This is a genomic window from Enterobacter sp. MGH 38, from assembly GCF_000492855.1.
GTDB lineage: Bacteria > Pseudomonadota > Gammaproteobacteria > Enterobacterales > Enterobacteriaceae > Enterobacter > Enterobacter hormaechei_C.
This window is the reverse complement of record NZ_KI535607.1, coordinates 1,298,520-1,319,953: the sequence shown is the minus strand read 5'-3', so window position 1 is coordinate 1,319,953 and position 21,434 is coordinate 1,298,520. Positions and strand designations below refer to the sequence as shown.

General features: G+C 54.4%; 19 protein-coding genes and 1 tRNA gene. 12 read left to right on the top strand and 8 right to left on the bottom strand.

From position 1 onward, the window contains the following. Positions 1–28: 28 nt before the first annotated feature. Genes rpoZ through recG form a run of 4 tightly spaced genes read left to right on the top strand, consistent with a single transcriptional unit; the run spans position 29 to position 5,217 of the window. Positions 29–304, top strand: a complete 276-nt coding sequence (gene rpoZ / locus L384_RS14695) for a DNA-directed RNA polymerase subunit omega (RefSeq protein WP_000135058.1) — start codon at positions 29–31, stop codon at positions 302–304. A gap of 19 nt (positions 305–323) precedes the next feature. Next, on the top strand, positions 324–2,438 hold the full coding sequence (gene spoT / locus L384_RS14700) for a bifunctional GTP diphosphokinase/guanosine-3',5'-bis pyrophosphate 3'-pyrophosphohydrolase (protein ID WP_003860921.1): 2,115 nt from the start codon (positions 324–326) through the stop codon (positions 2,436–2,438). Between the two features lie 4 nt (positions 2,439–2,442). Beyond that, positions 2,443–3,132, top strand: coding sequence for a tRNA (guanosine(18)-2'-O)-methyltransferase TrmH (gene trmH / locus L384_RS14705; RefSeq protein ID WP_003860922.1), 690 nt, complete (start codon positions 2,443–2,445; stop codon positions 3,130–3,132). 3 nt (positions 3,133–3,135) lie between these two features. Further along, positions 3,136–5,217: an ATP-dependent DNA helicase RecG gene (gene recG / locus L384_RS14710; RefSeq protein ID WP_023323964.1), complete on the top strand. Its 2,082-nt coding sequence runs from the start codon at positions 3,136–3,138 to the stop codon at positions 5,215–5,217. A gap of 3 nt (positions 5,218–5,220) precedes the next feature. On the opposite strand, the gene gltS is transcribed toward recG, so the two are convergent. Next, complete coding sequence (gltS, locus tag L384_RS14715) at positions 5,221–6,423, bottom strand: sodium/glutamate symporter (RefSeq protein WP_006812438.1); 1,203 nt, start codon at positions 6,421–6,423, stop codon at positions 5,221–5,223. 225 nt (positions 6,424–6,648) lie between these two features. Here gltS and xanP point away from each other — a divergent pair, with 225 nt between their 5' ends. Further along, positions 6,649–8,040 (top strand): xanthine/proton symporter XanP, encoded by a 1,392-nt coding sequence (gene xanP, locus L384_RS14720; protein ID WP_023323963.1) that lies wholly within the window; start codon positions 6,649–6,651, stop codon positions 8,038–8,040. 118 nt (positions 8,041–8,158) lie between these two features. Further along, entirely contained in the window at positions 8,159–9,853 is a 1,695-nt protein-coding gene (locus L384_RS14725; protein ID WP_023323962.1) for an AsmA family protein, read from the top strand. Positions 9,854–9,937: 84 nt separating this feature from the next. On the opposite strand, the gene yicI is transcribed toward L384_RS14725, so the two are convergent. Both yicI and L384_RS14735 read right to left on the bottom strand, forming a co-directional pair. Further along, complete coding sequence (gene yicI / locus L384_RS14730) at positions 9,938–12,256, bottom strand: alpha-xylosidase (protein WP_023323961.1); 2,319 nt, start codon at positions 12,254–12,256, stop codon at positions 9,938–9,940. Between the two features lie 12 nt (positions 12,257–12,268). Further along, positions 12,269–13,660, bottom strand: a complete 1,392-nt coding sequence (locus tag L384_RS14735) for a glycoside-pentoside-hexuronide family transporter (RefSeq protein WP_015570055.1) — start codon at positions 13,658–13,660, stop codon at positions 12,269–12,271. Between the two features lie 287 nt (positions 13,661–13,947). Here L384_RS14735 and L384_RS14740 point away from each other — a divergent pair. Both L384_RS14740 and L384_RS14745 read left to right on the top strand, forming a co-directional pair. Next, positions 13,948–14,042: transfer RNA gene (locus L384_RS14740), tRNA-Sec, on the top strand. A 161-nt stretch (positions 14,043–14,203) separates the two neighbouring features. Further along, positions 14,204–15,382, top strand: coding sequence for a tyrosine-type recombinase/integrase (locus L384_RS14745; protein WP_023323960.1), 1,179 nt, complete (start codon positions 14,204–14,206; stop codon positions 15,380–15,382). Positions 15,383–15,398: 16 nt separating this feature from the next. On the opposite strand, the gene L384_RS14750 is transcribed toward L384_RS14745, so the two are convergent. The 5 genes from L384_RS14750 to L384_RS14770 form a co-directional block, all read right to left on the bottom strand. Continuing rightward, the gene (locus tag L384_RS14750) at positions 15,399–16,043 is read right to left on the bottom strand and encodes an SLATT domain-containing protein (protein WP_255343904.1); all 645 of its coding nucleotides are present in this window, start codon (positions 16,041–16,043) and stop codon (positions 15,399–15,401) included. 191 nt (positions 16,044–16,234) lie between these two features. Continuing rightward, positions 16,235–17,644, bottom strand: a complete 1,410-nt coding sequence (locus L384_RS14755; protein WP_023323958.1) for a reverse transcriptase domain-containing protein — start codon at positions 17,642–17,644, stop codon at positions 16,235–16,237. A gap of 331 nt (positions 17,645–17,975) precedes the next feature. Further along, the gene (locus L384_RS14760) at positions 17,976–18,539 is read right to left on the bottom strand and encodes a phage polarity suppression protein (protein ID WP_023323957.1); all 564 of its coding nucleotides are present in this window, start codon (positions 18,537–18,539) and stop codon (positions 17,976–17,978) included. Between the two features lie 28 nt (positions 18,540–18,567). Further along, the gene (locus tag L384_RS14765) at positions 18,568–18,786 is read right to left on the bottom strand and encodes an ogr/Delta-like zinc finger family protein (protein WP_023323956.1); all 219 of its coding nucleotides are present in this window, start codon (positions 18,784–18,786) and stop codon (positions 18,568–18,570) included. Between the two features lie 2 nt (positions 18,787–18,788). Further along, positions 18,789–19,532 carry a hypothetical protein gene (locus L384_RS14770; RefSeq protein ID WP_023323955.1) on the bottom strand — a complete coding sequence of 248 codons (744 nt, stop codon included), beginning with the start codon at positions 19,530–19,532 and terminating at the stop codon, positions 18,789–18,791. Between the two features lie 537 nt (positions 19,533–20,069). On the opposite strand from L384_RS14770, the gene L384_RS14775 reads away from it, so the two are divergent. From L384_RS14775 to L384_RS14785, 4 genes are read left to right on the top strand one after another with little or no spacing between them, the layout of a single operon-like run. Beyond that, entirely contained in the window at positions 20,070–20,336 is a 267-nt protein-coding gene (locus L384_RS14775; RefSeq protein WP_023323954.1) for a helix-turn-helix transcriptional regulator, read from the top strand. Then, the gene (locus tag L384_RS0121005; RefSeq protein WP_032627992.1) at positions 20,333–20,890 is read left to right on the top strand and encodes a host cell division inhibitor Icd-like protein; all 558 of its coding nucleotides are present in this window, start codon (positions 20,333–20,335) and stop codon (positions 20,888–20,890) included. Before L384_RS14775 ends, L384_RS0121005 begins: the two co-directional genes overlap by 4 nt. Continuing rightward, the gene (locus L384_RS14780; protein WP_017692848.1) at positions 20,887–21,114 is read left to right on the top strand and encodes a hypothetical protein; all 228 of its coding nucleotides are present in this window, start codon (positions 20,887–20,889) and stop codon (positions 21,112–21,114) included. The genes L384_RS0121005 and L384_RS14780 overlap by 4 nt, the downstream gene beginning before the upstream one ends. Further along, positions 21,111–21,431, top strand: coding sequence for a DUF5375 domain-containing protein (locus L384_RS14785; protein WP_023323953.1), 321 nt, complete (start codon positions 21,111–21,113; stop codon positions 21,429–21,431). Before L384_RS14780 ends, L384_RS14785 begins: the two co-directional genes overlap by 4 nt. Positions 21,432–21,434 lie beyond the last annotated feature (3 nt).

Below are 21,434 nucleotides of genomic sequence, written 5' to 3'. Positions count from 1 at the left end.
ATTTCTTCACCTGTGGAGCATTTTAAGTATGGCACGCGTAACTGTTCAGGACGCTGTAGAGAAAATTGGTAACCGTTTTGACCTGGTGCTGGTCGCCGCGCGTCGCGCTCGTCAGATGCAGGTAGGCGGTAAAGATCCGCTGGTACCGGAAGAAAACGATAAAACCACCGTTATTGCACTTCGCGAAATCGAAGAAGGTCTGATCAACAACCAGATCCTCGACGTGCGTGAGCGCCAGGAGCAGCAAGAGCAGGAAGCCGCTGAATTACAAGCTGTTACCGCTATTGCTGAAGGTCGTCGTTAATTAAACCTGCGGGTCGCCCTTGTATCTGTTTGAAAGCCTGAATCAACTGATTCAAACCTACCTGCCTGAAGACCAGATTAAGCGTCTTCAGCAGGCGTATCTCGTTGCACGTGACGCTCACGAGGGCCAGACACGTTCAAGCGGTGAACCCTATATCACGCACCCGGTAGCGGTGGCCTGTATTCTGGCCGAGATGAAACTCGACTACGAAACGCTGATGGCCGCCCTGCTGCATGACGTGATTGAAGATACCCCTGCCACCTACCAGGACATGGAACAGCTGTTTGGCAAAAGCGTTGCCGAGCTGGTGGAAGGGGTCTCTAAGCTTGATAAGCTGAAATTCCGCGATAAGAAAGAGGCGCAGGCCGAAAACTTCCGCAAGATGATCATGGCGATGGTGCAGGATATCCGCGTCATTCTAATCAAACTCGCTGACCGCACCCACAATATGCGCACGCTGGGCTCACTTCGCCCGGATAAACGTCGCCGCATCGCCCGTGAAACCCTCGAAATCTACAGTCCGCTGGCGCACCGTTTAGGTATTCATCACATTAAAACCGAGCTGGAAGAGCTGGGTTTTGAGGCGTTGTACCCGAACCGCTATCGCGTGATTAAAGAGGTGGTGAAAGCCGCTCGCGGTAACCGTAAAGAGATGATTCAAAAGATCCTCTCTGAAATCGAAGGGCGTTTGCAGGAAGCGGGCATTCCGTGCCGCGTGAGCGGTCGCGAAAAGCATTTGTACTCTATCTACTGCAAAATGGTGCTCAAAGAGCAGCGTTTTCACTCGATCATGGATATCTACGCATTCCGCGTGATCGTCCACGACTCGGACACCTGCTACCGCGTGCTGGGGCAGATGCATAGCCTGTACAAGCCACGCCCGGGGCGCGTCAAAGATTACATCGCCATTCCAAAAGCGAACGGATACCAGTCTTTGCACACCTCCATGATTGGCCCGCACGGCGTTCCGGTTGAGGTGCAAATTCGTACCGAAGACATGGATCAGATGGCGGAAATGGGTGTCGCGGCACACTGGGCCTATAAAGAGCACGGTGGTGAAAGCAGCACCACCGCGCAAATCCGCGCCCAGCGCTGGATGCAGAGCCTGCTGGAGCTGCAACAGAGCGCAGGTAGCTCGTTTGAATTTATCGAGAGCGTTAAATCCGATCTCTTCCCGGATGAGATTTACGTTTTCACGCCGGAAGGGCGCATTGTCGAACTGCCTGCGGGCGCGACACCGGTCGACTTCGCTTACGCTGTGCATACCGATATCGGCCATGCCTGCGTAGGTGCCCGCGTCGACAGGCAGCCTTATCCGCTGTCGCAGCCGCTCTTCAGCGGACAGACGGTGGAGATCATTACCGCGCCGGGGGCACGTCCTAACGCCGCCTGGCTGAACTTTGTCGTGAGCTCAAAAGCGCGCGCAAAAATCCGCCAGCTGCTGAAAAACCTTAAGCGCGACGACTCCGTTAGCCTGGGGCGTCGTCTGCTCAATCACGCGCTGGGTGGCAGCCGCAAACTGGCAGAGATCCCGCCAGAAAACATTCAGCATGAGCTGGAGCGTATGAAGCTCGCCTCGCTGGATGACCTGCTGGCAGAGATTGGTCTCGGCAACGCCATGAGCGTGGTCGTGGCGAAGAACCTGCAACAAGGTGAAACGACAGCCGTTCCTGCCACCACGCAAAATCATGGTCACCTGCCGATCAAAGGCGCTGACGGTGTGCTCATCACCTTCGCCAAATGCTGCCGTCCTATCCCAGGCGACCCGATTATTGCGCACGTCAGCCCGGGTAAAGGGCTGGTGATCCACCACGAATCCTGCCGTAACATCCGTGGCTATCAGAAAGAGCCTGAGAAGTTCATGGCGGTCGAGTGGGATAAAGAGACGGCGCAGGAATTTATCACTGAAATCAAGGTGGATATGTTCAACCACCAGGGTGCACTGGCGAACCTGACGGCAGCGATTAACACGGCCTCGTCCAACATTCAAAGCCTGAATACGGAAGAAAAAGATGGCCGCGTTTACAGCGCCTTTATTCGCCTGACCGCCCGTGACCGCGTGCATCTGGCAAATATTATGCGCAAGATCCGCGTGATGCCGGATGTCATTAAAGTCACCCGTAACCGAAACTAGCATTATGAATTCAAAACGTTACGAGCGAATCTGCGAAATGCTCGCCAGGCGTCAGCCTGATCTGACGGTCTGCATGGAGCAGGTCCATAAACCTCATAACGTCTCTGCTATCGTCCGCACCGCAGATGCCGTCGGCGTGCATGAAGTCCACGCCGTCTGGCCAGGCGCACGTATGCGTACCATGGCCTCCACCGCCGCAGGCAGCAACAGCTGGGTATCCGTGAAAACTCACCAGACTATTGGTGAAGCGGTCTCGCACCTGAAAGGGCGTGGCATGCAGGTTCTGGCAACCAACCTCTCTGCTAAAGCCGTGGATTTCCGTGAGATCGACTACACCCGTCCGACCTGTATTTTAATGGGCCAGGAGAAAACGGGGATCACGCAGGAAGCACTGGATTTGGCCGATCGGGACATCATCATTCCGATGATTGGCATGGTCCAGTCACTCAACGTGTCGGTCGCCTCAGCGCTGATCCTGTATGAAGCGCAGCGCCAGCGTCAGAATGCCGGAATGTACGAGCGCAGCAACAGCATGCTGCCGGAAGAGGAGCAGCAGCGCCTGCTGTTTGAAGGTGGCTATCCGGTGCTGGCTCGCGTTGCGAAGCAGAAGAAATTGCCTTACCCCCACGTCAACGCGCAGGGCGAAATTGAAGCCGATGCCGAGTGGTGGTCCACCATGCAGTACGCGGGATAAATCATGAAAGGCCGCCTGCTGGACGCTATACCGCTCAACAGCCTGACGGGCGTGGGCGCGGCACAAAGCAGTAAACTGGCGAAGATTGGCCTGCACACCGTGCAGGATCTCCTGCTCCACCTCCCCCTGCGTTACGAAGACCGTACTCAGCTTTATAAAATTGGCGATCTGCTGCCCGCTATTTACGCCACCGTTGAAGGGGAAGTGCTGAACTGCAACATCACCTTTGGCGGACGCAGGATGATGACCTGCCAGATCAGCGACGGCACCGGTATTCTTACCATGCGCTTTTTCAACTTCAATGCGGCAATGAAAAACAGCCTTGCCACTGGACGACGCGTACTTGCGTACGGTGAAGCCAAACGGGGCAAATACGGCGCGGAGATGATCCACCCGGAATACCGCGTACAGGGCGATCTCAGCTCACCTGAGCTACAGGAGACGCTCACGCCGGTCTATCCAACCACTGAAGGCATTAAGCAGGCCACGCTGCGCAAGCTCACCGACCAGGCGCTGGAGCTGCTCGATACCTGCGCCATTAACGAGCTGCTGCCGCCGGAGCTGGCGCAGGGCATGATGAGCCTGCCAGAGGCGTTGCGCACCCTGCACCGCCCACCGCCAACGCTTCAGCTTGTTGATTTAGAGAGCGGTAAACACCCCGCCCAACGGCGTCTTATCCTTGAGGAATTACTGGCTCACAACCTGAGCATGCTGGCCCTGCGCGCAGGTGCGCAGCGTTTCCACGCGCAGCCATTAAGCCAGCGTGATGAGCTCAAAGATAAGCTGCTGGCCTCACTGCCATTTAAACCCACCGGCGCCCAGGAGCGCGTTACTGCCGAGATCGAACGCGATATGGCGCTGGATGTGCCGATGATGCGCCTGGTGCAGGGCGATGTGGGTTCCGGTAAAACGCTGGTCGCCGCGCTGGCCGCTTTGCGCGCTATCGCCCACGGCAAGCAGGTGGCGCTGATGGCACCGACGGAACTGCTGGCCGAGCAGCACGCCAACAATTTCCGTAACTGGTTTGCCCCGCTGGGAATTGAAGTGGGCTGGCTGGCCGGGAAGCAGAAGGGCAAAGCGCGCCTTGCGCAGCAGGAGGCGATAGCCAGCGGGCAGGTGCAGATGATTGTCGGCACGCACGCCATTTTCCAGGAACAGGTGCAGTTTAACGGCCTGGCGCTGGTGATTATCGACGAACAGCACCGCTTTGGTGTTCATCAGCGTCTGGCGCTGTGGGAGAAAGGTCTGCAACAGGGCTTCCACCCGCATCAGCTGATCATGACCGCCACGCCGATTCCGCGCACCCTGGCGATGACGGCCTATGCCGATCTGGATACCTCCACCATCGACGAACTCCCCCCGGGTCGTACGCCGGTGACAACGGTCGCCATTCCGGACACGCGCCGCAGCGACATCATTGACCGCGTGCGCAACGCCTGCACCCACGAAGGACGTCAGGCTTACTGGGTCTGTACCCTGATTGAAGAGTCTGAGCTGCTGGAAGCGCAGGCTGCCGAAGCCACATGGGAAGAGTTAAAGCTCGCCCTGCCGGAGCTGAACGTCGGTCTGGTTCACGGGCGCATGAAGCCTGCCGAAAAGCAGGCGGTGATGCAGTCGTTCAAACAGGGTGAACTGCATTTACTCGTTGCGACCACGGTTATCGAAGTGGGCGTGGACGTGCCGAACTCCAGCCTGATGATTATTGAGAACCCGGAGCGCCTGGGCCTGGCGCAGCTCCACCAGCTACGAGGCCGCGTGGGCCGTGGCGCGATCGCCTCTCACTGCGTGCTGCTCTACAAAGCCCCGCTGTCGAAAACCGCGCAGATGCGTTTGCAGGTATTACGCGACAGCAATGACGGCTTCGTCATTGCGCAAAAAGATCTGGAGATCCGCGGCCCGGGTGAACTGCTGGGCACGCGTCAGACGGGTAACGCCGAATTTAAAGTGGCGGATTTGTTGCGCGATCAGGCCATGATCCCCGAAGTACAACGCCTTGCGCGTCATATTCATGAACGCTACCCCGAACAGGCGGCAGCGTTAATTGAACGCTGGATGCCGGAAACCGAGCGGTATTCCAACGCCTGACGATCAGCCAAACATCGGCAGCATCAGGTAGAGCTTAATGACCAGCGCGTTGACGATATCAATGAAGAATGCCCCCACCATCGGCACCACCAGAAACGCCATGTGCGACGGACCGAACCGTTCAGTGATCGCCTGCATGTTTGCGATGGCCGTTGGCGTTGCCCCCAGTCCAAACCCACAGTGACCCGCTGCCAGTACCGCCGCATCATAGTTTTTGCCCATCATGCGCCAGGTAACAAAGATGGCATACAGCGCCATAAACACGGCCTGTACCGCCAGGATCGCCACCATCGGCAGCGCCAGCGAGGCCAGTTCCCACAGCTTGAGGCTCATCAGCGCCATCGCCAGGAACAGCGACAGGCTGACGTTCCCCAGCACGGACACTGCGCGCTCAAAGACGCGGTAGAAGCCCATCTGCGCCAGACCGTTGCTCAGGATCACCCCGATAAACAGCACGCAGACAAAGGTTGGCAGTTCGAAAGCCGTTCCCGCCAGCCATTGCGCAACGATTTTGCCCACGGTGAGGCAGATAGCAATCATGGCGATGGTTTCAATCATCACCAGCGAGGTGATACTACGGCCAACGTCCGGTTTTTCAAATGCGGTCGGCACCATTTCATCGTCTGGCCTGCCTTCCGGCGTGGTGGAGTGTTTCACCAGATAGCGCGCCACCGGGCCGCCAATCAGCCCGCCAAGCACCAGGCCAAAGGTCGCGCAGGCCATCGCTACTTCCGTTGCGTTTTCAAAGCCATAGCGTTCGATGAACAGCTTGCTCCACGCCGCGCCCGTTCCGTGGCCACCTGACAGGGTAATCGACCCCGCCAGCAGACCCATCAGCGGATCCAGCCCCAGCAATGATGCCATACCGATGCCGATGGCGTTTTGCATCAGAAGCAGGCCCACCACAACAATCAGAAACACGCCCAGCACCTTGCCACCCGAACGCAGGCTTGCGAGGTTAGCGTTCAGGCCGATAGTGGCAAAGAAGGCCAGCATCAACGGATCTTTCAGGGACATATCAAAATCGATTTCCCAGCCCATGCTTTTTTTCAGTACCAGCAGGGCCAGCGCCACCAGCAAACCACCGGCGACGGGTTCAGGAATGGTGTACTTTTTCAGAAAGGAAACACTGTGTACCAGCTTGCGACCAAGCAGAAGAACCAGCGTTGCGGCAACAAGGGTCGACAACGTATCGAGATGAATCATAAAAGGCTCCTGTTATGCGCGTATTCCATACACACGCGGCGTTATCCTGGGCCGGGTGATGCTCGTCATGAGCCGCCGGCGCGAAAAGTGTAATTTTTTTTTGCTGTTCGTTATAGAAAAGCTGCTCACACCGGCAGATTTTCTCTCTTTTTTTTGCTGGCAATCGTTTGCTTTTACCAGGTGGTCAGCTAAAATGCCCGCTTTTCCACCGTGGGATTGCCGCCGATGTCTGTTAACACTCTGGAGTCTGCTGATGCGCAACCGATTGCGCAGAAGCAAAACAGCGAACTGATTTACCGCCTTGAAGATCGTCCCCCGCTGCCTCAAACCCTGTTCGCCGCCTGCCAGCACCTGCTGGCGATGTTCGTTGCGGTCATCACGCCGGCTCTGCTGATTTGCCAGGCGCTAGGGTTACCGGCGCAGGATACGCAACACATCATCAGTATGTCTCTGTTCGCTTCCGGCGTGGCCTCCATCATTCAAATTAAAGCCTGGGGTCCGGTGGGTTCAGGTTTGCTGTCGATTCAGGGCACCAGCTTTAACTTTGTGGCGCCGCTGATCATGGGCGGTACGGCACTGAAAACCGGCGGCGCAGATGTCCCGACGATGATGGCGGCGCTTTTCGGCACCCTGATGCTGGCAAGCTGCACAGAGATGTTCATCTCCCGCGTTCTGCACCTGGCGCGCCGGGTGATCACCCCGCTGGTCTCCGGCGTGGTGGTGATGATTATCGGCCTGTCGCTGATTCAGGTGGGTCTGACCTCCATCGGGGGCGGCTACGCGGCAATGAGCGACCATACCTTCGGCGCGCCGAAAAACCTGCTGCTGGCAGGCGTGGTGCTGGCGATCATTATTCTGCTTAACCGCCAGCGTAACCCGTACCTGCGCGTGGCATCGCTGGTGATCGCCATGGCGGCCGGTTACCTGCTGGCGTGGGCGCTGGGTATGCTCCCGGAAAACACCACCCCACCCAACAGCGCGTTGATTACCGTGCCAACGCCGCTCTACTATGGCCTGGGCATTGACTGGAGTCTGCTCCTGCCGCTGATGCTGGTCTTTATGATTACCTCGCTGGAAACCATTGGCGATATCACCGCCACCTCCGACGTGTCCGAGCAGCCGGTCTCCGGCCCGCTGTACATGAAACGTCTTAAAGGCGGCGTGCTGGCGAACGGACTGAACTCGTTTGTCTCGGCGGTGTTCAACACCTTCCCGAACTCCTGCTTCGGCCAGAACAACGGCGTGATCCAGCTGACCGGCGTGGCCAGCCGCTACGTGGGCTTCGTGGTGGCGCTGATGCTCGTGGTCCTCGGCCTGTTCCCGGCGGTAAGCGGATTTGTACAGCACATTCCCGAGCCGGTGCTGGGCGGCGCGACGCTGGTCATGTTCGGTACTATCGCGGCCTCCGGCGTGCGTATCGTCTCCCGCGAGCCGCTGAACCGCCGCGCAATCATGATTATTGCGCTGTCTCTCGCCGTAGGGCTTGGCGTCTCCCAGCAGCCGATGATTTTGCAGTTTGCCCCGGACTGGGTGAAAAACCTGCTCTCTTCCGGCATCGCCGCGGGCGGTATTACCGCTATCGTGCTGAATCTCATTTTCCCGCCTGAAAAGAACTGATCCCCACACGGCAGGCTGTTAATGCCTGCCGTGACATCTCTTTACACCATTCCCGCCTTGAGCATTGCGCATAATTCGTGCATAACACCCTTATGTGCGTTTCGCGGGAAGGAAGACCATGAAATTTATTGGAAAGCTGCTTATCTATCTTCTGGTAGCCCTGCTCATTGTAGTGCTAGCCTTTTATTTTCTGCTCCAGACCCGCTGGGGCGCATCGCAGGTCAGCAGCTGGATCACGGTGAATACCGATTACGAGCTCAACTTTGACCTGATGGATCACCGCTTTTCATCCCCTTCTCACATCCTTCTGGAAAACGTTACCTTCGGACGAGATGGCAAACCGGCCACGCTGGTCGCTAAAAAAGTGGATATTGGCTTAAGCAGCCGCCAGATCACCGACCCGCTACATATGGATGCCATCACCCTGTTCGATGGCACGCTGAATTTATCGCCGCAGACGGCGCCGCTGCCGTTCCAGGCCGACCGTCTGCAACTGAATAACATGGCCTTTAACAGCCCGAATACGGAGTGGGATCTCAGTGCGCAAAAGGTGACCGGCGGCGTCAGCCCGTGGCAGCCCGAGGCGGGGAACGTACTGGGGAAAAATGCGCAAATCCAGATGAGCGCCGGGTCGCTCACCCTCAACGGCATACCGGCCAACAACGTGCTGATTCAGGGACAACTCAACGGCAAAGAGGTGGCGCTGAATACCATCGGTGCCGATATGGCGCGCGGCTCGCTTACGGGCTCGGCTCTGCGTAATGCCGACGGTGGCTGGGTTATCAACACCCTGCGTCTGAATGAGATCCGCCTGCAAAGCGACAAATCGCTGCTGGATTTCTTCGCCCCTCTCTCCACCCTGCCTTCGTTACAGATTGGGCGGCTGGAAGTGACCGATGCCCGTCTACAGGGGCCAGACTGGGCGGTAACCGACCTCGATCTCAGCCTGCGTAACCTCACCCTGAGTAAAGGTGACTGGCAAAGCCAGGAGGGACGGTTATCCATGAACGCCAGCGAATTTATCTACGGCTCGCTGCATCTGTTTGACCCTATCCTGAACGCGGAATTCTCCCCGCAGGGCATTGCGCTGCGTCAGTTCACCTCCCGCTGGGAAGGGGGCATGGTGCGCACCTCCGGCAACTGGCTGCGCGAGGGTCAGGCGCTGGTGCTGGACGACGTTGCGATTGCCGGGCTGGAATATACGCTTCCGGAAAACTGGAAAACGCTGTGGATGGACCCGCTCCCGGCATGGCTGAACAGCGTGACGCTGAAAAAATTCGGCCTGAGCCGCAACCTGGTGATCGACATCGATCCGGCGTTCCCGTGGCAGATCACCTCCCTCGACGGTTATGGCGCTAATTTGCGGCTGGCGCAGGATCACAAGTGGGGCGTGTGGGGCGGTAACGCAACCCTCAACGGGGCGGCAGCGACCTTTAACCGCGTCGACGTGCGTCGCCCGTCGCTGGCGCTGAATGCCAACGCCGCAACGGTAAATATTACCGATCTGAGCGCCTTTACCGAGAAAGGGATCCTGGAGGCGACCGCCACGGTTTCACAGCTGCCGCAGCGGCAGACCACCGTGAGCCTGAACGGGCGCGGTGTACCACTCAACGTCTTGCAGCAGTGGGGCTGGCCAGCGCTGCCGATTACGGGCGACGGCAATATTCAGCTCACCGCCAGCGGCAGCGTGCAGGCGAATGCGCCGCTGAAGCCGACGGTGAACGGGAAGCTGAGCGCGGTGAATATGGATAAACAGCAGGTGCAACAGACGATGACGGGTGGTGTGGTGTCGACGGTGGCTCCGGCACAGTAAATAGCCGGGTGGCGGCTTCGCCTTACCCGGCCTACGATCTCATGTAGGCCCGGTAAGCTAAGCGCCACCGGGCATTTTTACGGCTCAGAGGTGCACCACCACCTCATCCCCCTCGGCTTTCACCACCACACCCCACTCGCTGCCCGCATGTGAACCGCCTTTAACGCCGCCGACCTTCTGCACGTTGCGCAAGCACACCGACCAGTTTTGCGCATCTCCCGTGCCGGTAAAGGTCACGACGTCGCCCTGACGTGACGCCTTCAGCGTAAACAACACGGAACCGTCCGCCGCAGGCACTTCACTCACCGCCGTTGCGCCATCGCTCAGGTTGAAGAGCTGGAAGGCTGTCCCCTCATGCCACGCATAGTCCGGCTTCTGGTTATTATTGCCGAGCGCCAGCAGCGTGTTGTCGCGCACATAGACCGGCAGGCTCTGGAAATCGTGCTGCTGCTTATGCCAGCGGCTACCCTCGATTTCGTCGTTGTGCCACAGGTGCGTCCAGCGCCCTTCCGGCAGCCAGAACTGCACGTCGCCCGCCTCGGAGAACACCGGCGCCACCATCATTGAATCCCCCAGCATGTACTGACGGTCAAGATAGTCACACGCCGGATCGTCCGGGAACTCCAGCATCATCGCCCGCAGCATCGGCGTGCCGAACTCACGCGCCAGAGCCGCCTGACGATACAGGTACGGCATCAGCTGGCATTTCAGCTGCGTGAAGTGGCGCACCACGTCGCAGGACTCGTCATCGTACGCCCACGGCACGCGGTAGGATTTGCTGCCGTGCAGGCGGCTGTGGCTGGAGAACAGCCCGAACGCGCACCAGCGTTTGTAGACGTGCGCCGGAGCGGTGTTTTCGAACCCGCCGATATCGTGGCTCCAGAACCCGAAGCCGGACAGGCCAATCGACAGCCCGCCGCGCAGGCTTTCGGCCATCGATTCATAGTTGGCGTAGCAGTCGCCGCCCCAGTGTACCGGGAACTGTTGCGCCCCCACGGACGCGGAGCGGGCAAACAGCACCGCCTCTTCTTCTCCCACCGTCTCTTTCAGCACGTTCCACACCAGTTCGTTGTAGATGTAGGCGTAATGGTTGTGCATCTTCTGCGGATCGGAACCGTCAAACCACTGGACGTCCGTCGGGATACGCTCGCCGAAATCGGTCTTGAAGCAGTCGACTCCGATCTCCACCAGGCCTTTCAACTTGTCGGCGTACCACCGGCACGCGTCCGGGTTGGTGAAGTCGTAGATCGCCAGCCCCGGCTGCCATTTGTCCCACTGCCACAGGGAGCCGTCCGGGCGCTTCAGCAGGTAGCCCTTCTCTTTCAACTCGCGGAAGATCGGCGATTTCTGGCCGATGTACGGGTTGATCCACACGCAGACCTTCAGCCCTTTCTCTTTCAGGCGGCGGATCATCCCTTCCGGATCCGGGAAGGTCACCGGGTCCCACTCGAAGTCGCACCACTGGAAGGCCTTCATCCAGAAGCAGTCGAAGTGGAAGACGTGCAGCGGCAGGTCGCGCTCGGCCATGCCGTCGATAAAGCTGTTCACCGTGGCTTCGTCGTAGTTGGTGGTGAACGAGGTGGTGAGCCACAGGCCGAACGACCACGCAGGCGGCAGCGCCGGACGGCCAGTGAAGCGGGTATAGCGGTTCAGCACTTCTTTCGGCGTCGGGCCGTCGATCACAAAGTACTCGAGATATTCCCCTTCCACGCTGAACTGCACTTTGGACACTTTCTCGGAGCCGACTTCAAACGAGACGTTTTCCGGGTGATTCACCAGCACGCCGTAGCCGCGGTTGGTCAGGTAGAACGGGATGTTTTTGTAGGACTGCTCGGTGCTGGTGCCCCCGTCGCGGTTCCAGGTCTCGACCGTCTGACCGTTGCGCACCAGGGCGGTGAAGCGCTCGCCCAGGCCGTAGACCGTTTCCCCCACGCCCAGATCCAGACGTTCAAACACATAGTTGCGATCGGTATTGCTGTCCTGTACGTAGCCGTTGTTTTTCAGCTGGCTGCCGGTAATGCGCTGGCCGTTGCGCAGGAAATCCAGCGCCCAGAACTCGCCTTTGGTGACGCGCACGCTGACGCTGCCGCTTTTCAGCTCGGCAAACTCGGCGTTGTTTTCAATCTCAACTTTTACATCCTTCAGAACGTTCAGCGGATAGTGCGGGCCTTTATTCAGCGCGCCCTGGAAGTGCTCAATGCGCACCCCGACAATCCCTTCCTGCGGGGCAAACAGGCGCACCGTGAACATCAACGTGTCGAGCTGCCAGGTGCGTTCGCGCACGTCACGCGGCGCGACGTACACCACCAGGTCATTGCCCTGCTGCTCCACGTCGAACACCTGAACCGGATACGTCACGTTCAGGCCCGGTTGAATAAGCCAGTTTCCATCACTGATTTTCATGCTTTCGTCCTCTTAGTTCTGCAATTCTTTACTGACCGGCAGGTTTTCAAACTCCTGCTGATTGCGGCGCGCACCCTGCGCCAGCTCGCGCAGGATTTTGGTCAGGAAGGGGGTTTTCAGCGTGTAGTAGCGTTTGGCGATGATGGCGCTCAGCACGTAGCAGATCGCTGGTGCCAGCGTAAACAGGCCGATAATGATACTGATGGTCGCGCTGTTCTGGGTTTTGGCCGCCGCGTCGTAGCCGCCGCCTGCCAGCATCCAGCCGATCATCGCCCCGCCCAGCGCCAGGCCGAGCTTCAGCACGAACAGCGTGCCCGCAAAGCTGATGCCGGTCAGACGTTTGCCGTTGGTCCATTCGCCGTAGTCGACGGTATCGGACATCATTACCCACTGAATCGGCGTCACCAGCTGGTGCAGCACGCCGATAACGAAGATAAAGCCGAACATCAGTACGGTGGCATGCATCGGCACGAAGAACATCGCCACGCTGACCACCGCCAGCGCGGCGTTGGTCCACCAGAAGATGCTCACCTTGCACTTCCAGTCGGTGAGCGGTTTCGCCAGCGCGGAGCCGATCAGGTTACCGACGCAGTAGGTGGTGAGGAAGGCGACGAACACCTCCGGCGAGCCCATGATCCAGGTGCAGTAGTACATCATCGCGCCGCCGCGCACGCAGACGGCGAGGATGTTGAGGATGGTGAGCACGCCGACAATACGCCACTGGTCGTTTTGCCAGATGTCGCGCAGATCTTCACGCATGGAGGTGGTGCTCGGTGGCACCTGGATGCGCTCTTTGGTGGTGAAGAAGCAGAACGCCAGCATCAGGAACGCGACCACCGACAGCACGGCGATCCCGCCCTGGAAGCCGAACGCTTTATCGTCGCCGCCAATCAGGTTCACCAGCGGCATCATCAGCACCGTGGAGAGCATGCCGCCCGCCGTCGCCAGCACAAAGCGCCACGACTGAAGGGAGATACGCTGCGTCGGGTCGTTGGTGATCACGCCGCCCAGCGCGCAGTACGGGATGTTGACCACGGTATAGAGCAGGGTCAGCAGCGTGTAGGTGATGGCGGCGTAAACCATTTTGCCGTTGAGGCTCAGGTCCGGCGTGGTATACGCCAGCACGCAGACGATGCCGAACGGGATAGCGCCAAACAAAATCCATGGACGGAACTTGCCCCAGCGGCTGCGGGTGCGGTCGGCAATCAGCCCCATGCACGGGTCGGAGATCGCATCCAGCGCGCGGGCCAGCAGGAACATGGTGCCGACAAACCCGGCGGGAATACCAAAAATATCGGTGTAGAAAAACATCATATAAAGCATAACGTTATCAAAAATGATGTGGCTGGCGGCGTCTCCCATGCCGTAGCCAATCTTCTCTTTTACTGACAGTACTTCGCTCATATTTTTATCCTTCACGCTGTAGGGGGCGCTGAGACCGGTTACCGTTTTTTAAACCATTGTTTCAGGAGCGGGTATTGCGTTTTCTGGTTAAGAGATTACGTTTCTTGTTTTTTGTGATCGGGATAAAAGTTGATGAGCACGAAATGCTAACCTGAGGATTTTCTTAAGAATTAGCTGAAACAGGGGGATTCAGGTCAAAAGAGAGGTGAAAAAAGTGGTGTGGGGTATGTGGTAAATGCCTGAAAGTAGCTATAATGCGCCCCGCCTCCATGTAGCAATGCAGGCGCGGAAGATCGTCATCTCCGGTGAGGTGGCTGGACTTCAAATCCAGTTGGGGACGCCAGCGTTCCCGGGCAGGTTCGACTCCTGTGATCTTCCGCCAAAGTTTTTCCACCACCATCCGAAAACGTCTAAAAAGCCTTTATTTTCAACACACATATTAAATCACTCATCCGGAACCGTCCGACAAGTTCTCCCTGAATCCATGAAAAAAATGTATAGTGATGTGTATAGATTTTTTATACATATTTTTGACTTATACACATGGCACTAACAGACATACAAATTAAACGAGCAAAGCCCCAAGACAAGCCATACACATTGAACGATGGGCAAGGCCTGTCATTGCTTATCAATCCCGACGGCTCGAAGGGCTGGCGCTTCCGCTTTCGTTTTGCCGGTAAAGCGCGGCTAATGTCATTTGGCAGCTACGACCTTGTGAGCCTCGCAGAAGCACGTGAGAAACGCGATACGGCCCGTAAGCAGGTCGCAAATGGCGTTGATCCAATCGAAGAACGTAAAGCCAAAAAGCTGGCACAGCAACTCTCAACAGAGAACTCATTCGAAGCCATATGTCGAGAATGGCACGCCAACAAAGCTGACCGCTGGACAGTGGCCTATCGCGAAGAAATCATTAAGACATTCGAGCAAGATGTGTTCCCGTTCATTGGTAAACGTCCTATCAGTGAAATCAAACCGTTAGAACTACTTGAAGTATTGCGACGAATAGAGAAGCGTGGAGCACTGGAGAAGACCAGAAAAGTGCGCCAAAGATGCGGCGAGGTTTATCGCTATGCGATCATAACTGGCCGCGCTGAATACAATCCAGCACCTGATTTAGCTATCGCTCTGACCGTACCTAAGCAAAAGCACCATCCTTTTTTATCCGCTGAAGAGATACCTCATTTTATTCGGGATCTTGAGAGGTATACCGGCAGCATCATCACTAAAAATGCGACTAAGATTGTTATGTTAACTGGTGTAAGAACGCAGGAAATGCGTTTTGCTACGTGGGATGAAGTTGACCTTGAGAAAGGGATATGGGAAATTCCTTCAGAAAGGATGAAAATGCGCAGACCTCACATTGTGCCTCTATCTGCTCAGGTGATTGACCTTTTCAAGCAGCTCAAGCCTATTACTGGCCATTATCCCTACATTTTTATTGGTAGAAATAATCGTAATAAACCTATATCCAAAGAAAGTGTGTCACAGGTTATTGAATTACTAGGCTACAAAGGTCGTGCGACAGGGCACGGATTTAGACATACCATGTCTACCATTTTGCACGAAAAGGGATTTGACAGTGCATGGATTGAAATGCAATTAGCTCATGTAGATAAAAACACTATTCGAGGTACATATAACCATGCTCAGTATTTAGAGAAAAGGAAAGATATGATGCAATGGTATGCGGATTTTTTATATAAGACATTGGAGCGGTAAACGCTCCAACTCATGATCAATACAGGGATGCTATTACCTTTAAAACTTTGAAGAAGAATATGGCAACAATTGACCAGATAATTAAGTATCCCCAAATACTACTAATGTAATAGTTAATTCTACCTTTTAACACTCGCCAAAAACTAAAGCTTTCAGAAGTATGGGCAATATAATATCTACTTTTTACTATTTTATGATACTCGTAGTCAACAGGGCTATGGTTGAAAGTACATGTTGATTTTATTTTTTCATACTCATCGCGAAGGTTATCTATGCATTTGTAATCGTCATTCGTTATTTCTTCTTTTAAGCAGTTTTTGAATAAAGAAATCTTCCTTTCATGCTCATTAAGCAACTCAGCATTTCTAAAGAGAGCCTCAGATTTAGCTCCTGATGCGACTCCCCATTCAATAAGGCTAATTATTATTAATAGCATGCTTAAGATAATGGAAAATGCAGTTATTAATATATTGAGCTTAGGATTTATATCTGTAATCCAAAAATATTGGATTAATGAGAGTATGATACCGGAAAGGCCAATTAAAGCGAGACTGATAGTCGAAAAAATCTCTCTAACCTTTAACCTACGGGATGCATTGTATCTTGCGCATGATGTTTCCCAGGCGGATTTGCTTAGGCTATCCAAAAAATCTTTCATCATAAGCTCCATGAATAGTATGAAGTGACGCAACGCCGGAGATATCAGTCCAATCCTCTTCACCAGCGGTTTCCCCCGATGAAGGTTTACTACCATTTTAGGTCAGGAGCACTTCTGCCCATCACGGCCTTACCGCGTGGGGTACGGCACCTGCAAGGCAAGTACCGTCGGCGTTGGTCAAGCTCAATATAGCATTACTTGGGATACACTTCACCTTCATCTGCATGCATGCTAGCTAAATTTTTAGCTTTATATCTTTCATAACGCTCTTCAACCTGTTCTTTAGTTAACCTCTCGCCTTCAGCAATCCTTCCACGTCGGTGCAAGAATTCAGTTTTTTGTTTAATAGTTTTAATCTGGTCATAATCTCTTATATAACCTCTATGTGGGCTAAACTTCATTTCATAATAAGCACGCGCTACCTTTTTCAATCCTTCTGGTGCACAATTATCAAAATCATCCAAGCGCTTAAACATTTCACTTATTATAAAATCTATTTTATGAAGAAGAGAAAGATCGTTAATATTTGAATAATAAGCTACCCACCCGTATCTTTTTTTCTCACTAATAGCTCCTGTTAACTTATCATTTAGCTCTTCCAGAAAAATGTCTTTTAGATCATTAGAGGTTAAATGTGTATACTTTTTTAACCTTTTGTTTTTATTGTGAAGATAATCACTGAACCTAGATGCAATTGATTTCATAAATGATTCAACAGTCGAATCTCGCACTGTTATAACATTTCCTTTAAAAACATATCCTAAAAAACTAAAGGACTCATTAAGAAAACCTAAATGTGTTTTTGGTGATGATGGCGGATGAGTGTTTAACCCCCTATACTTAAGCCTGCGCCTTAATGAATGATAAGCTGAGTTTACGTCATCATAATTACCATACATTAGTACATCATCAACATATCTATAGTAAGTCACATCAAATTTTAGCATTTCGTTATCTACACCTTGCAGATAAATCGCAGCTAAAATGTTAGATATTGACAAGCCTTGAGGTACTCCCTTTTCATTATCAAAAAACACCTTCCTCATTTTTTTATTAACATTATCACTTGTTGTTGGTGTTAAAAGAGAATGAACTATGAGATCTAGCGCCCTTTTACTTCTTATGTTTTTTGATAAGATTTTTTCAAGTCGATGTTTGTTTATGTTGTCATAAAAACCTTCGATATCACAACTACAAACATAAATATCCTCAGGAATCACGCCTTTTAAATCATCTGATATACTTCTAATATAAGTTGAAGCTATGCTTTTCGGTACACAACTAGGAAAAATCTCACAAAGAAAAACATTAAGCTGTTTTAATACAACGCGATCTCTAATGGTTGGTATAGAAATAACCCTGGGTTTTTTCCCTCTCCCTTTGCTTTTCAACTTCTCTAAGTAAGGAGTAAATCTAAAAGAACCGTTAAGACATTTTTCAGAGACTTTCTTTAATTCCTTTCTGGCTCTATTTGAATATTGCATGCCATTGATTCTATCGAGGCCTTTTGCTGCGGACTTACTAAATCTCTCGGTATATACATCAAATAAAGATTTTGGAGAGAAGAGTTTTTTAAATAACTTTTCTTGTGCTCGTTCATCCATTGCATCACCTTATATTGCGTCACGACTACTTCGCTTGGCTGCTTAACACCATTAATTCATCCAACTCTTATAGCAAAATTAAATAAAAACTGCATTAACCTTCCCAATTAATTTATCGCATTAAATTATTATGCGCGCAATGCTCTCCCCGCCCCGCCTGCCCGCTTAAGGGGGCGCTTTTAATGCGGGTGCATGACCGGCCTCAGGGCGTGCCAGTGCTGGCGCTGGCGGGGGATTCAGTGACGTTAAAACGCATGCAAAACCATGCACCTTATGCATGCATGGCTTTTATACGTAAAAATGGCGGGATTTTCGGGGATTTTTAAGCGAACTACTGCACAGTCAGTTCTGCACGGCGGCGGGTGTAATTCAGGTTCTGTGCAGGCGTGAATTTTTCACGACTATCATCGCACGAAGCCGCGTCAGGTCTGAATCCGATGGCCGTTAAAATGTCATTATCCTGCGCCGAATAATTAATTTTTTCACCGGCGACCAGCCAGAGCTGTAGCGCCTCACGCAGACAGTCGAGTGAGTGCTGCATGGCGCAGCGCTGAACGGCAGAGTGTTGCCCGGAATAATTCATCAGTTCAGGGGCAAGGGCGGCGGCCAGCTCCGCGCCGTGCACCTGCATAAAATCATTCAATCGGTCGCGGATGCTGATGCGCTGCACCTCCTCATGCGAACGGATATAGCGACCGGCAGCCTGATTGATTTCCCATTTTTTCACGTCGATAATCTCGCGCAGCGTTTGCAGGCTCCGGCCGCTGTGGCCGTTACCGGCAAGCTGTTCGCGGTATGCCTGTTCGGCCTGCTTCAGTTCATCCCGGCGTTGCAGCCATGCGGATTTGTTTGCCTGACAGGCCTCAAAGGCTTTCTGTAGCGTCAGTGTGGACACGTATGTTTCTCCTGATGTCTGGCCGTGCTCACGCACCGGCACGGTTAACGGTGGGCTCCGGTGCGGGTACAGGGATAACCGGCTCTGTCACCGGTGAACGAATAATCCCGTCGATGGATTCAAGCGTGCGGAACGTGGCCGAGCACTCGATGTTCATGCACTGGTGATAGCGCTGTTTGACGTTATCGGACAGATAGCGACTGGTGCGGGAATGCGCGCTGGTTTTGCAGAACGGGCAGTGAAACATGCTTACCCCTCCGCTTCTGTCTCGCCATTTTCAGCCAGCTTTCTGGCGAGCATCATTCTCTTCGCAGGGCTGCGTAACAGCTCCGTATCCACGCCTGTAATCTGCGGCCGGTGCATGCCCGTCACGGACAACACCGGCTCCTGCGTCATATCGAAGTGATACAGGCTGCCCTGACGGCTCAGCGCATCGCGCAGCTCGCCGGTGGCCACGGACTGAGGAGCGCTTTCTCCCTTCATTTCGAGGGCACGAATGCGCAGCAGGAAAGCGCGGATGAGGGCGACAGGAACCGCATTGACAGCCTGAGCCCATTCCGCACCGGCGTAAGCGGTAAAGGCATCTTCGTGCGCTGACAGGTATTTATTGCCGGTGGAGCAGGCATTCAGCATGGCGCGTGTCCGGTCAGTCTCCAGCTCCGCAATCAGGCCGGTGAACTCGTCGGCCAGCTCGCGACTGGCGATACGCCTGCTGTGCTCAGTTTTCATTTCAGGGGTGAGACTGCCGCGCAGGGTGCGAAAGCGGCTGCGCCAGTCCTGCTCCGCCTCAGTGCTCTCATCGAGGGCGGTCTGCCGCTCCTGCTTACAGCGTTCAATGGACGTATCAATCTCTTTCAGAACCTGCATGCTGGCCGCGTGGGTGTCTCTTGCCGCAGTGAATGCGCTCAGCTTGTCGGTGATGCGCTGGCTGTTCTCTGCGTACTGCCTGGCGGCAACGTCTTGCAGGGCGGTAATGACTGTTTCGGGTTTCATGTTCAGGCTCTCCGTTTATTCAACCTGAAATGATTCTGCCCTTCATCACACAACATCTCGATTCATTGCAGTTGTGGCAGTTCTGGCACAAACAGCACTCAAAACCCGGCTTGCCAGAAAAAGGTCTCAGCAAAACCTTACTCATCGTTTGTTTTTTTACTTATAACTGTTCACCACTGTTCACCTTAAATAAAAATATAAATAATACAGTAAGATAAAGGGTGAACAGTTGAGGACATGACTGTTCACCGTCTGTTCACCACTGTTCACCCTCCTGTTTTGCTCTGTCTATACCAATTAGACTTTATTTCGATTAAAAATGAAAAATATATAACTAAAAGAAATAGAAATTGCTGCATTGTAATGCAGTGGTTTGCATATCTTTGCCAGCGTTTGCCTTTGTTTGCCAGAGCGAAAAGTCAATGTTTGTTTCCCCGAAAATCTCACATGACCAGAGGAAAAATATAGACATAATAAGGAGCTACCCGAAGCCTGACGGACATGACCGGCACTGTATGGACTTTATGAGGTAGCCCGATGCACACCGCTTTTTCTTCCCCGTCTTCTGCCCCTGCCACCCCACTGATGCCGGTTTCTGATGCCGTTCAGGAGCGCTTTCTCCGCCTGCCCGAAGTGATGCATCTGTGCGGCCTGTCCCGGTCAACCATTTACGACCTCATCAGCCGCGAGGCTTTCCCGAAACAAATCAGCCTGGGCGGTAAAAACGTGGCGTGGGCGCAGTCTGAAATCACCGCATGGATGGCAGATCGCATTGCCGAACGCAACCGGGGCTATGACGCATGATGATGATCGTTCAGCAAACTGCCCCTTTTTCTGGCTTGCTTCCTGTCGCCGTTTCCAGGTATAGTTTTCCCGCTGTCGCAAAATCGGCAGCCGGAATTGGCGTTCCGTGTAACTTATTGGCGACTCCAGACGCGCCTTGCGTCTTTTTTTATGTCGTAGCTCAGGCACACCCATTTTCCGGGCTGTGGTGTCTATGTGTACACCATTGTTCCAGCAAGATAATGGCAGTCCGGGCGGGGCAGCCTTCGGGCTGGCCGGTTTCCAATAAGGCCGGTTACGCCAACCCCGTTCGGGCTGCCACCAGTGAAATTGGCGTTTCCGGTGGTAGCAGCAACCGCTACTTATTGGAGGCTGCCATCATGGCTACTACCCTCACTCCGTCACACCCGCAGTTTGTCTTTGTGTTTGCCGCCGTTCGTCGTGCAGACCGTAAACCCCGTATCTGTATGCTCCGCACCGTTGCCGGTGATGAACACGCCGCACGCCTGTCGCTCGTTCGCGACTACGTTCTGTCGTTCGCTGGCCGCCTGCCGGTTGCGGAGGTGCGTGCATGAGACATACCACCATTACCGCCCGTGACCTCGAATGTCTGGAGCATATGCGCAACGTCGGCCAGCTCGTCAATGAGCTGATGCAGGTGCAGGACTGCGCCACCGTTCGTCGTGACCCTGCGCAGCAGTCGCAACTCACCTCCGTGATTTACCTTATGACCGCCCAGCTCGACGGCGTGGTAGAGCGCTGCAATCAGCGCTGGCTGACCGGGGAGGGCAACGTATGAAAAAGCCATTACCGCCCGTATTACGCGCCGCGCTATATCGGCGCGCTGTCGCCTGTGCATGGCTGACGGTATGCGAACGCCAGCACCGCTACCCGCACCTCACCCTCGACGCGCTGGAAAGCGCCATTGCCGCCGAGCTGGAGGGCTTCTACCTGCGCCAGCACGGCGAGGAAAAAGGCCGCCAGATTGCCTGTGCACTGCTGGAAGATTTAATGGAAGCCGGACCACTCAAAGCCGCGCCGTCGCTGTCCTTCCTCGGGCTGGCCGTGATGGATGAACTCTGCGCCCGTCACATGCAATCGCCTGTTGTGCACTGAGGG